Below are 13,307 nucleotides of genomic sequence, written 5' to 3' on the forward strand. Positions count from 1 at the left end.
AAATGTTTTGTTTCACGTGAAACGGGGTGTCTAACGCCCTGCTAGAACTAGAAGAACGTTGATGTCGCTTGGTGAAACACCTGGTATTCTACTTGCTTGAGCAATTGTCTCTGGATCAATCTTAATCAACTTCTGTCTTGCTTCTGTTGAAAGTGACTGAATATCGGTATAATTGAATTTTCCTTTGATTTTAATACTTTCAAGCCTAGAGAGTTTGGCTGCTATCATTCTTTCTCTTGCAATATATCCTTCATATTTTATTTGGATTTCTGCAGCCTCAATAATTTCTTCTTTTCTTGAATCTTTTATTTCATCCAATACTCTCTTGAATGAAGGAATATGCAATGCTATGTTCTCAATTGTTATTTGAGGTCTGTTGATTAAATCAATTAATTTGCAACCATGTTTAAGAGGTGCGGTGTTATAGGACTCAAGCGTTTCATTAATTAATGATGGCTTGATTGAATAAGTTCGGGTGAAATTAATGATTTCATTAACAATATCCTTTTTATTTCTATATAACTCATAGCGATCGGCTTTCACTAAACCTAACTTCCAACCTTTTTCAGTTAGTCGCATATCCGCGTCATCCATTCTGAGCAATATTCTATATTCTGCTCTAGATGTGAACATACGATAGGGCTCATCGACTCCCTTTGTTACTAAATCATCGATTAAAACGCCAATATATGCTTCATCTCTAGCAAGAGTAAATGGTTCTCCGCCATGACAATTAATGTGCGCATTGATTCCAGCTATTAGGCCTTGTCCTCCTGCTTCTTCATATCCGGTAGTACCGTTTACTTGTCCTGCAAAAAATAGATTTTTAATTATTTTCGACTCGAGAGAATGTTTTAATTGTGTTGGGTCAAAATAATCATACTCAATGGCATATCCGGGGCGATATATCTCTATATTACTAAAAGCCGGAATTTTTCTTAGTGCTTGTATCTGAATGTCCATAGGTAAAGAAGATGAAAATCCATTTAAATATAGCTCTTGAGTCGTTTCTCCTTCAGGCTCTAAGAATAATTGGTGCTGGTTTTTATCGGGGAATGTTACTATTTTAGTTTCAATACTAGGACAATAGCGAGGTCCAATACTTTGGATCTGACCATTATATAATGGCGATTCATTTAGACCTTCTCTCAAAACACGATGTACCTCTTCGTTTGTATAGCATGTCCAGCATTGAAGCTGTTTCAAATGTCTAAGGCTGGTATTCATAAATGAAAATTTATGATGATCATTTTCTCCATCTTGTGTTGCCATAAGTTGAAAATTAACGCTTCTACCGTCGATTCTCACCGGAGTCCCTGTTTTCATCCTACCGGATCGTATGCCGAATTTAGTAATTGATTCGGTTAATTGTAGTGAAGGTGGTTCAGCCATTCTTCCTCCTGCTAGTTGTGTTTTTCCTACATGCATCATTCCGTTAAGAAACGTACCGGCAGTAATAACAACACACTTCGCATGAAAGGTAACATCCCAAAATGTTTTTAATCCTGTAATTTCTCCGTTTTCAACGATTATTTCTTTGACAGTATCTTGCCAAATACTTAGATTCGGAATGTTTTCTAAAATTTCTCTCCACGTCCAAATAAACTTATTTCGGTCACACTGTGCTCTAGGACTCCACATGGCTGGTCCTTTGGAACGATTTAGAATTCGAAACTGAATTGCAGTTTTATCTGTAACAAGTCCCATGTATCCTCCTAGAGCGTCTATCTCTCGAACTATTTGACCTTTGGCAATACCTCCAACGGCGGGATTGCAACTCATTTGAGCTACTTTATTCATATCCATTGTGATCAGACAGGTTTTTGAGCCCATGTTTGCAGCGGCAGCAGCAGCTTCACAGCCAGCATGGCCTGCGCCAATCACTATTACGTCATATTTAAATTCCATCAATTTAAAATTTATTTATAGGTGCAAATTTACATGTTTATTTTAGTATAACTATAATGAAAAGTAAAAACGAAACAATTCTCTAAATCTAATTGTTTGTTTTTCACGAATTTTATGCAATCCTTTTGATATTCATTCTCCGTTGACGATGGCTTTATCTGATTTCGATAGAATTTTTGCATTTTCTACACTCTAAATATATAGGCTCTATTCTTTAAAATTATTCAAAATGGTTTTTAATGCAATAATTAATTTTGTAAATGCTATATTTGCATCGCACTAATTAGTTTAGTATGGGATTAAGGAAGACCTTTTTAGCCTTCGTCTATATATCTTGTTTGGTGATATTTTCATGTTGTCAAGAGAGTACGTCTTCGCCATTATTGGTCGAAGCTGATTCTTTATTGGCTATTTCACCGGAAAAAGCACTTCAAAAACTCAAGCAGATTGATATATCTAAGCTTCATTCAAATTATGAAAAGGCATATTACAGCCTTTTATTGGTGCAGGCTACAGATAAAAATTACCTCTCATTACTACCTTGCGATTCTCTTATTAATGTTTGTACAGAATATTTCTATAGTGGTCTAAACAAAGGAAAATCATATCTTTATAAAGGCAGATTGTTAGTTGAAATGGGCATGGAAAGAGAGGCAATTGACTTTTTCTATAAAGCATTGCCTGAGTTAAAGAACGGTAAATCCGAAATTAGGATTAGAGGTATGATTTATGAAGATTTAGGCAGGGTATACTACAGCCAATCCCTCTATAATGAAGCATTAGATAAGTTTAATTTGGCATGTAATGATTACATGTCTATAAATGATAAAAAAGCGATTGTTAATGCTCTGGGCTTCATCAGTCGGGTATACGCTATTCAAAACAAAAATAAAGATGAAATAAGAGTGATGACTCAAGCAATTAAGCTTGCTTTTGAAACAAAAGACTCACTTGTGATAAGTAATACTTGTAATAATTACAGTATGACTTATGAGTCTTTAAATAAAATTGATTCTGCTTTACAATATGCCTTTTTAGCTCTATCTTATCGACCATTTAATGTCAAGAAATCTCCTATTTATTTATCTATAGGTAACTTGAAACTGTTGAATAGTGAGATTGATTCGGCTAGATATTATTTAAATAAAAGTTTTGAGGATGGAACAGTTAAGGACCATGCTTTAACTCACGGTTATTTGTCTGATTTGGAAAAGGGCCAAGGAAATTTCCAAGAAGCTTTTGAACACTTAACTGTTTTTTCAGAGGTAATAGATTCTCTCTATATGGTTGATAAGTCTTCCCAGATAGAACAAATGGGCTATAAATATGAAATAGAGGCGAAGGTTGCTAGCCATAAGGCTTCCATGAGGCTAACCATTATTGCAATTGTTTTTGTTTCAATTATTATTGTTCTCATGTTGCTTTTGGTTTTGCAACGTCTAAATAAGAAGAAGACCATTGCTAAATTGTTATATAAACAGCGCAGTGAGAAAATGTTAATGGAGATAGCCAATTTACAAACACGTATTGATCAGAACAATCTTCAAATTCAATGCTTAGAAAAGGAGCAATTGGATTGGGATTTTAAAATTGAGGAAAAGATGCGTGAAGTTCAAGAATTAGCAAAACAAAAAAACAAGTTACGAAATGCTCTATTTCAGCAGACTTCGTCTTACACTAAAATTCAGAAACTATCCAAACAGGATAGATCAGATAACAAATCAATAAAGGTATTAACGCAGGCGGAGCAGATTGAATTAAGGAAAACAATATTTCAGATATATGAAGAATCGGTAGCAGAATTACAGGAGAAATTTCCGAAACTAACCGAAGATGATTTGCTTTATTCTTGTTTGGATCAGACTGGTCTTGATACTTTTGCTATTGCACTTTGTTTTGGAAATGCCAGTAAACAGATTGTTAATCAACGTCGATATAGACTAAAGGCCAAAATGATTATTGAGGAATAGTTCAACTATAAGTCTTTCTACTTCTATAAATACATAATCAGATGTATTCTACAAGCGATATAAATTTCCTTCTAAATTCACAAGCAAAACTGCAGATGTTATTGTGTTGTGTTGTAAAGTACTGATAATCAGTACTTTTTTCATTCTTATTGTTATCAGAAAATTTTCTTGCTTACATGGATAATAGATATCTTTGTATATCATTGAATTGCATTTGGTTATGTTTGTTTTATTACTGACCTAGACTCTTAGTATACCTTCTGACCTTCATAAATCTCTATGATAATACTATTTGCTAGATAAAGGAGCTGTCTAAAAGTCAGTTCCTTTATTCTTTTTGTATCTCATCAATTTTAAGACAGCTCAAAGCTTTGTTTTCTGCGGCTTCCATTATTTCACGTTCGCCCGGCCCTTTGTCGTTGATTCCACATAGATGAAGAATGCCATGTATAATGGTTCGATGTAACTCTTCGTTATAATTGGTATTAAATTGCTCAGAATTAGTTTTTACTGTATCTAGGCTAATAAATATATCCCCGGCTATTTTATTCTCCTCTGTATAATCAAAGGTAATTATATCCGTATAATAATCATGTTCTAGATATTGTCGGTTAACTTCAAGTATTTTTTTGTCAGAACAGAAAATATAAGCGATTTCACCGACTTTTTTCCCATATGAAGCAGCTACTGATTTAATCCACTGTGAAGTAGCTTGTCTCTTAATATTAGGCATGTTAACGCCCTCTGTATGATATGTTATGCTCATAAAAATATGTATTTAAACAATTAAAAAAAGAATAAGTAGCTAAATAAAATGGCGGCAATAATACCCGCGAAGTCAGCGATTAAGCCACAAGTAACAGCATTTCTTGTTTTGCTAATGCCTACGCTACCAAAATAAACCGCTAAGATATAAAATGTGGTATCCGAAGCTCCGCGTACTACACAGCTAGTTCTGGCAACAAATGAGTCAGCACCGAATTGCTTCATGGTGTCAATCATTAATCCATTGGCTCCACTACCACTTAGAGATTTCATTAATGCTGTTGGTAAAGCACCTACAAAACTGGTATCCAGCCCTGCAGAATTGAACATATATCCAATGCTATCAACTAGAATATCCATTGCTCCCGAGGTTCGAAAAACGGCTATCCCAACTAGAAAGGCTACTAGATAGGGTATTATTCTAACGGCCGTATTGAATCCTTCTTTTGCTCCTTCTACAAAAGAATCGTATACATTAATCTTCTTTCTTATTCCGTTGGCAATAAATAATACAATCACTCCAAAAAGAATTATATTAGCTGTTAAAGTAGAATAAGTACCCATGTCATCTCGAGTTAAAGTTGCAAAACTGTAGATAATAAGGCCGAATATACAACTTAATCCTCCCAAGAAAATTAGCATCGCTTTGTTTATCAAGTTAATGCGTTGTGAGATACTTACTACTATAACTCCGGTTAATGTAGATATAAATGTGCTAAGCAGGATGGGAATGAAAATATCAGTTGGCTGGCTGGCCCCCATTTGTGCTCTGTAAACCATAATACTGATTGGAATAAGCATTAGTCCAGAAGTATTAAGTACAAGAAACATGATCATGGAGTTGGTGGCAGTGTCTTTTCGTGGATTTAGATCTTGAAGCTCTTTCATAGCCTTTAGCCCCATGGGAGTGGCAGCATTATCAAGTCCCAGCATGTTAGCGGATAAATTCATGAAGATGGAACCCATAACAGGATGCCCTTTGGGTATTTCAGGAAACAATTTGCAAAACACGGGACTCAAAAAGCGAGATAAGGCATTGATTAGGCCACTATTTTCTCCAATCTTCATAATTCCTAGCCACAAAGACAGAATGCCAGTGAGTCCCAAAGATATCTCAAAAGCTGTTCTGGAAGAGTCAAAAGTGGAGTTAATTATTTCCGTAAAAATCTCCGTGTCTCCTAAAAAAAACAGTTTACCTAAAGCAACAATAAAAGCGATTACAAAGAAAGCAACCCAAATGTAATTTAAAACCATAGCTAGCTTATTCAAAATTGCACAAAAGTAGGAATATGTTTTCATTTATCTGAAAATAAACATGTATTTTTGCTTTCCATTCATGAATAGGAATATGGAAGAAGATTTTGATATACGCGACAATCAGCTTACGAATAAAGAACGTGAGTATGAAAATGCGCTCAGGCCACTTAGCTTTAATGATTTTAGCGGACAGGACAAGGTCGTAGATAATTTACGAATATTTGTAAAGGCCGCCCGTTTACGGGGTGAAGCATTGGACCATGTTTTGTTGCATGGCCCTCCCGGATTGGGTAAAACCACCTTGTCGAATATTATTGCTAATGAGCTAGGAGTGGGGTTTAAAGTCACATCAGGGCCGGTGCTCGACAAGCCTGGAGATTTGGCAGGTGTGCTTACCAGCCTCGAACCCAATGATGTGCTTTTCATTGATGAAATTCATCGCTTATCTCCAGTTGTGGAGGAGTATCTTTATTCGGCTATGGAAGATTACCGAATTGATATCATGATTGATAAAGGACCATCGGCCAGAAGCATTCAGATTGATTTGAGCCCATTTACTTTGGTGGGAGCAACTACCCGAAGTGGATTGTTGACTGCTCCTTTACGTGCTCGCTTTGGCATCAACCTTCATTTGGAGTACTATGATGATGATATTCTCTCCAATATAATTAGGCGTTCAGCCGGTATATTGGATGTGCCATGTTCTTTTCCGGCTGCAGGAGAGATTGCGTCCAGAAGTCGAGGCACACCTCGTATTGCGAATGCCTTATTACGCCGTGTTCGTGATTTTGCTCAAGTAAAAGGTTCGGGGCAAATAGATACAGAAATAGCCAATTTTGCACTCGAAGCACTTAATATTGATAAATATGGTCTTGATGAAATTGACAACAAGATACTTTGCATCATCATTGATAAGTTCAATGGAGGCCCCGTTGGTATTACAACAATAGCAACTGCTTTGGGAGAAGATTCGGGTACCATTGAGGAGGTATATGAGCCTTTCCTCATAAAAGAAGGATTTTTAAAGCGGACACCACGAGGACGTGAAGTCACAGAATTAGCTTACAAACATTTAGGTCGAAGCCTTTATGGGGGTAAGAGTAAAACATTATTTGATTAATTGACATACAACATATGGCTGGATTAAAATCGTTGGCAAAAGATACTGCAATATATGGACTGAGTAGTATAATAGGCCGTTTCTTGAATTATTTGCTTGTACCCCTGTACACAATTAAATTGTCTGCGGCATCGGGTGGTTATGGGGTCGTTACGAACATATATGCTATGACAGCCCTTCTTTTGGTCGTTCTGACTTATGGAATGGAAACTGGCTTCTTCCGGTTTGCCAATAAGAAAGATGAAGATCCGCTCAAAGTCTATTCGAGTACGCTCATTACAGTTGGAGGTTCCTCTGTCTTATTCGTTCTCTTTTGTTTGGTATTCATAGAACCCATAGCTGGATTTCTTGGATATGCAGACCATCCGGAATATATTGCCATGATGGCTATAGTTGTAGCTTTAGATGCTTTCCAGTGCATTCCTTTTGCTTATTTGAGATACCGCAAAAGACCCATTAAGTTTGCTGGAATAAAGATGATGTTTGTAGTCTCCAACATTCTATTAAACCTTTTCTTTTTGGTTCTTTGTCCTTGGTTAAATGCGCATTCACCTCAAGCTATTTCTTGGTTCTATGATTCTGGTTACGGAGTCGGTTACGTCTTTCTGGCCAATTTAATCTGCACTTCCTTGCAAATGCTTTTCTTCGTGAATGAATTGAGAGGTTTTCAATATGTACTCGATAAAGCCCTGATTAAACGGATGTTCTCCTATTCATTTCCTATTCTTATATTGGGTTTGGCAGGTATTCTGAATCAAACGGTAGATAAGATTATCTTTCCTTTCTTACTTGATAATGCTAATGAGGCACGCGTACAATTAGGCATATACGGGGCAGCTAGTAAGATCGCCATGGTTATGGCAATGTTTACGCAGGCCTTTAGGTATGCGTATGAACCCTTTGTCTTTGGAAAAGAAAAGGATGGAGACAGCCGGCAGACTTATGCATCGGCAATGAAATTCTTTGTTATCTTTACATTGCTAGCCTTTCTGGCGGTGATGTTTTATATGGATATACTGCGTTACATTATTACCCCCGATTACTGGCCGGGTTTAAAGGTAGTACCTATTGTTATGGCTGCCGAAATGTTTATGGGAGTTTATTTCAACCTTTCATTTTGGTACAAGTTGATTGATGAAACCCGTTGGGGAGCCTATTTCTCTTTGATCGGTTGTGTTATTATTGTGCTTTTAAATATTATTTTCGTTCCTGTATATGGTTATATCGCTTGTGCGTGGGCCGGTTTAGCTGGTTACTTCACGGTAACCATTCTTTCATATTTCGTGGGGCAAAAGAAATACCCTATTAATTATGATCTCAAGGGAATAGGGCTGTACGTGTTATTAGCAGCAGTTCTGTACGTTGCGTCCGTATTCATTGTACCCGAGAATGTGGTGTTCCGTTTGTTGTTTCGCACAGGCTTGTTATTTGTTTTTATTGCATTTATTGTGAAAAAAGACCTGCCATTAAAACAAATTCCGTTGCTAAATCATTTTATAAAATAAACGATCATGAAAACACCGAACCGAAATCTATTTGCTTTCAAGGGATTTCTAAAGGAATACCTTGATTTGAGAAAAGACAAAGACAACGAACTGGCAACCGTTGAATCCATTCGAAAAGGAGTAGAGTTCAAAGGAGCCAATTTATGGATTCTTATTTTCGCTATTTTCATGGCTTCTTTGGGGCTCAATGTCAATTCTACCGCCGTTATTATCGGTGCTATGTTGATATCACCCCTCATGGGGCCTATTATGGGCATTGGTTTATCGGTTGGCTTGAATGATTTTGAATTGATGAAGCGCTCTTTCAAGAGCTTTCTGGTTGCTACAGCATTCAGCGTAGCAACTTCCACCTTTTTCTTTTTGATATCGCCTATTGACGAAGCCCAATCGGAGTTGCTGGCACGTACTTCGCCAACTATCTATGATGTACTGATTGCTTTGTTCGGTGGTTTAGCGGGCGTTGTAGCGTTCTCTACCAAAGAAAAAGGGAACGTTATACCGGGTGTTGCTATTGCTACAGCACTGATGCCACCCTTGTGCACGGCCGGGTTTGGATTGGCTACAGGTAATCTGGTTTATTTTATGGGAGCATTTTACCTGTATTTTATTAACTCCGTTTTTATTAGTGTAGCCACATTTATTGGTGTACGAGTAATGCACTTTCATAAAAAAGAGTTTGTTGATGTTACCCGAGAGAGAACTGTTCGCAGAACAATTGTGTTTTTGGTCGTAGCTACCATGTGTCCGGCTATTTATCTGACTTATCATATTATTAAAGATAGTTTCTATGAAAGAACAGTAAACCGTTTCGTAACTGAAGAACTTAGCTTTGATAAAACTCAGATACTCGATAAAAAGGTTATTCATAAAGGAGACAGCACGGAAATTAGAGTGGTTCTGATTGGAGAAGATGTCCCGGTTGCTTCTTTGGAAATAGCGCAGCGCAAGCTAAAAGATTATAAACTGAATAACACCCGCTTAACGGTTGTACAAGGCATGAATAACTCTGGAGTGGATGTCACCTCCATCCGCGCCATGGTTATGGAAGATTTTTATAAAAACAGCGAAGAGCAAATTAAAGAGCAACAAAAAAAGATTGTTCAGCTGGAAAAAGCATTAACTTCCTATAAAACATTCGATGAAACGGGCCGAAATATAGTTCAAGAATTGAAGGTGCTTTATCCTTCTATTCAAACACTGTCATTAAACAGAGCGGTTGAGACGCGTGTAGATTCGCTGCGTTCAGACACCGTAACCTTTGCTGTAGCCAAGTTTTCGCCTAAGCCCGGTAGTGCAGAACAGAACAAGATACGACAATGGCTTAAGGCCCGTATTAAAGCAAAAGAACTTCGATTGATTGTAGAATAATAACCTCCTTAACTGATAAAATCACAATACCATGAGCCTAAAAAAAATAAGAAAACAATTAGCCATTTTGTTGCTGTTAAGTGTCAATCTAACCGTTTGTGCTCATGAGGGTATGTGGATGTTAGGTCGCTTAAATAAGCAAACAACTCAATCCATGAAAGAACTGGGGCTCAAACTACCGGCAGATAAACTCTATCATCCCAACAAAGCCACGTTAAAAGATGCCGTGGTCAGTTTTGGCGGATTCTGTTCGGGAGTGGTTGTTTCAACGGATGGGCTAGTGTTTACGAACCATCATTGTGGTTTTGGGGCAATACAACAGCATAGTACTGTGCAGAAAGACTATTTAAAGGATGGCTTTGTGGCTCGTTCCAAGGAAGAGGAGTTGCCCAACCCTGAATTATATGTACGCTTTCTTATTCGCACGGAAGATGTAACCCAGCGCGTTTTAGGCTCCGTTTCACCGAATATGTCGGAGGCCGACAGGCGTTCGGTGATTGACTCTGTGATGTTAGCTATACAAGAAGAGGTACACACAAAAGATTCTTCAGTAGTGGGTGTAGTCGATGCCTATTATGGTGGAAACGAGTTTTGGCTGTCTGTTTACAGAGATTTTAATGACGTACGCCTGGTTTTCTCACCTCCATCCTTCATCGGAAAATTTGGTTGGGATACTGATAACTGGATGTGGCCCAGGCACACGGGAGACTTTTCAGTCTTTCGCATTTATGCTGATAAAAACAACCAACCGGCCGATTATTCGCCCGATAATGTGCCTTACAAACCCCAATATGTGGCGCCTATCTCCACGCAGGGATATCAGGAAGGTTCCTTTTGCATGACATTGGGCTACCCCGGAAGTACTGAAAGATACCTTTCCTCTTTTGGAGTGCAGGAAATGGTGGAAGGCATGAATCAAGCCATGATTGATGTAAGAGGAGTGAAGCAAGCCATTTGGAAACGAGAAATGAATAAGAGACAAGATATTCGTATTAAGTACGCCTCCAAATACGATGAAAGCACTAATTATTGGAAAAACAGTATTGGTACGAACAAAGCGATAAAGGACCTTAAAGTGCTTGAAAAGAAGCGAGAAATGGAAAGCAGTCTGAAGCAATGGATTCAACAGGCACCCGGTGCGGATTCACTGTCCATTCAATTGCTTTCAACGCTTGAGTTAAACTATAAAAACAGGAAACAAACCAACCGGGCTATGGCCTATTTGGGAGAATCGTTTATGAACGGTCCCGAGCTAGTACAACTAGCTCTTGAAATCTTGAATTTTGATTTTGAAGCCGAAGAAAAAGTGGTTGTATCCAAGATTAAAGACATCATGGAGAAATATGCCAATCTGGATTTGGATATTGATAAAGAAGTCTTTACTGCCATGCTTCGGGAATACCCTCAACACGTTGACTCCGTTTATTTGCCCGAAATGTATAACACCATTGCCAAAGAGTACGGTGGTGATTATAAAGTATACGTTGATTCACTTTATGCCCGCTCTGAAATTACCTCTCCACGTGGCCTGCAGCGATTTTTCGAGCGAGATACCACTTATAACCTGATGGACGATCCAGCCATCTCCTTGGGAATAGATCTTATCGTGAAGTATTTTGAGATGAATCAATCCATAAACGAAGCCTCTCAGAATATAGAGAAAGGCGAACGTCTGTACAATGCTGCTATCAGGCGCATGTATGCTGATCGTAATTTCTATCCGGACGCTAATTCAACCATGCGTTTAAGCTTTGGTACCGTGAAAGGCTATTCACCGATGGATGGGGTTGATTATTCCTATTATACCACAGCTAAAGGCATACTTGAAAAGGCACGCACACACCATCCCGATCCTGACTTTGCTTTAGGAGCTAATTTGATTTCGTTGCTCAAAGAACAAAACTACGGTAAATATGCCGATGAAAAGGGAGAAATGAAAGTCTGCTTCATCTCCGATAACGATATTACCGGTGGTAGTTCGGGTAGTGCTATGTTCAATGCTAAAGGAGAACTGTTGGGATTGGCTTTTGATGGAAACTGGGAAGCCATGAGTGGTGATATTCTGTTCGAACCCAAGCTACAGCGCTGTGTGGGAGTAGATATCAGATATATTCTTTTTGTTATCGACAAATACGCTAACGCATCCAATTTGATTCAGGAATTGCAGCCTTCCCTAAAATAAGTGATTAAAAACATGCCCTTTGTTGCAACAATTGAAAGTTCATTTCGGTTGTTATAATGATGTTTAATCCTTTAATAATGCTATCTATGAAAGTTCATGAATATCAGGCAAAAGAACTTTTTGCAGCTTATGGCATACCCGTGAAAAGCCACAGACTCTGCCAAACTGCTCATGAAGCCGTAGAAGCCTATCGTAGCATGGGTGCCGAAGAAGTAGTTCTAAAGGCGCAGGTGCTTACCGGAGGCCGCGGAAAGGCAGGTGGAATCAAGCTAGCCAATACAGTTGAAGAAGTAGAAAACAAAGCACGACAAATTTTGGGCATGACTATCAAAGATTATCCCGTTCAAAAGATTTTGCTTTGTGAAGCGGAAGATATTTCTGCAGAATTTTATGTCAGCTTTGTCGTTGACCGCAATCAAAAATCCGTTGTGCTTATCATGAGTACCGAAGGAGGGGTGGAAATTGAGTCTGTTGCTTGGGAAGCCCCAGAGAAGATACACCGCCATTCCATCGACCCTTTAATCGGTTTACCCGACTTTCTTGCCCGCCGGTACGCCTTCTGTCTCTTCTCGCAGATTGATGAAGCCAATCAGTTGGCTGTCATCCTCCAAAAACTCTATAAACTCTTTGTCGAAAAAGATGCTTCTCTAGTTGAAGTTAACCCGTTGGTACTTACGCCGACCGGAAAATTGGTGGCTATTGATGCTAAAATGACATTCGACGACAACGCTATGTTCAGGCAACCGGAAATAGAGCCCCTGGCGGAACTTTCGGAAGAAGAACAGGTAGAAGCCTCGGCTAAGGCAAAAGGATTCAGTTACGTCTCCTTAAACGGTGAAATAGGCTGCATGGTCAATGGGGCAGGACTGGCAATGGCCACTATGGATATGATTAAGCTCCAAGGGGGTACCCCTGCTAACTTCCTCGATATAGGCGGTAGCTCCAATCCGCGGAAAGTGATAGAAGCGATGAAACTGCTGCTTAGTGATTCCCGCGTAAAGGTTGTACTGATTAATATCTTCGGCGGAATTACCCGATGTGATGACGTGGCTACCGGATTATTGGCTGCATTCAACGAGATAGAATCCGATATTCCTGTGATTGTAAGACTAACGGGGACCAATGAAAATGAAGGGCGAGAACTGTTGAAAGGCAGTCGTTTTTTGGTTGCGCAAACCATGTGCGAAGCCACTCGTAAAGCCGTGGATATTGCTTCAAAATCTTATTAAAAT

General features: G+C 38.6%; 9 protein-coding genes. 6 read left to right on the forward strand and 3 right to left on the reverse strand.

What is annotated here, in order from left to right; genetic code table 11:
• Positions 1 to 30 precede the first annotated feature (30 nt).
• Entirely contained in the window at positions 31 to 1,908 is a 1,878-nt protein-coding gene (gene mnmG / locus C511_RS0101065; protein WP_027317662.1) for a tRNA uridine-5-carboxymethylaminomethyl(34) synthesis enzyme MnmG, read from the reverse strand.
• A 293-nt stretch (positions 1,909 to 2,201) separates the two neighbouring features.
• Between mnmG and C511_RS0101070 the strand changes: the two genes are divergently transcribed.
• Complete coding sequence (locus C511_RS0101070; protein WP_024995481.1) at positions 2,202 to 3,878, forward strand: tetratricopeptide repeat protein; 1,677 nt, start codon at positions 2,202 to 2,204, stop codon at positions 3,876 to 3,878.
• 328 nt (positions 3,879 to 4,206) lie between these two features.
• Here the strand turns inward: C511_RS0101070 and ybeY are convergent, their stop codons facing one another.
• A complete protein-coding gene (gene ybeY, locus C511_RS0101075; protein ID WP_027317663.1) occupies positions 4,207 to 4,644 on the reverse strand; it encodes an rRNA maturation RNase YbeY in 438 nt (145 codons plus the stop codon).
• A gap of 20 nt (positions 4,645 to 4,664) precedes the next feature.
• Positions 4,665 to 5,897 carry a nucleoside recognition domain-containing protein gene (locus tag C511_RS0101080; RefSeq protein WP_024995479.1) on the reverse strand — a complete coding sequence of 411 codons (1,233 nt, stop codon included), beginning with the start codon at positions 5,895 to 5,897 and terminating at the stop codon, positions 4,665 to 4,667.
• Positions 5,898 to 5,991: 94 nt separating this feature from the next.
• On the opposite strand from C511_RS0101080, the gene ruvB reads away from it, so the two are divergent.
• The 5 genes from ruvB to sucC all read left to right on the forward strand — a co-directional run bounded on the left by ruvB (position 5,992) and on the right by sucC (position 13,304).
• Complete coding sequence (gene ruvB / locus C511_RS0101085; RefSeq protein WP_027317664.1) at positions 5,992 to 7,020, forward strand: Holliday junction branch migration DNA helicase RuvB; 1,029 nt, start codon at positions 5,992 to 5,994, stop codon at positions 7,018 to 7,020.
• Positions 7,021 to 7,034: 14 nt separating this feature from the next.
• A complete protein-coding gene (locus tag C511_RS0101090) occupies positions 7,035 to 8,525 on the forward strand; it encodes an oligosaccharide flippase family protein (protein ID WP_024995478.1) in 1,491 nt (496 codons plus the stop codon).
• 6 nt (positions 8,526 to 8,531) lie between these two features.
• On the forward strand, positions 8,532 to 9,893 hold the full coding sequence (locus tag C511_RS0101095; protein ID WP_027317665.1) for a TIGR00341 family protein: 1,362 nt from the start codon (positions 8,532 to 8,534) through the stop codon (positions 9,891 to 9,893).
• Between the two features lie 112 nt (positions 9,894 to 10,005).
• The gene (locus C511_RS0101100; protein WP_394356826.1) at positions 10,006 to 12,075 is read left to right on the forward strand and encodes a S46 family peptidase; all 2,070 of its coding nucleotides are present in this window, start codon (positions 10,006 to 10,008) and stop codon (positions 12,073 to 12,075) included.
• 86 nt (positions 12,076 to 12,161) lie between these two features.
• A complete protein-coding gene (sucC, locus tag C511_RS0101105; RefSeq protein WP_024995476.1) occupies positions 12,162 to 13,304 on the forward strand; it encodes an ADP-forming succinate--CoA ligase subunit beta in 1,143 nt (380 codons plus the stop codon).
• The last annotated feature ends 3 nt before the right edge of the window (positions 13,305 to 13,307 follow it).

The sequence above is a fragment of the Bacteroides graminisolvens DSM 19988 = JCM 15093 genome, from assembly GCF_000428125.1.
Taxonomy (GTDB): domain Bacteria; phylum Bacteroidota; class Bacteroidia; order Bacteroidales; family Bacteroidaceae; genus Bacteroides; species Bacteroides graminisolvens.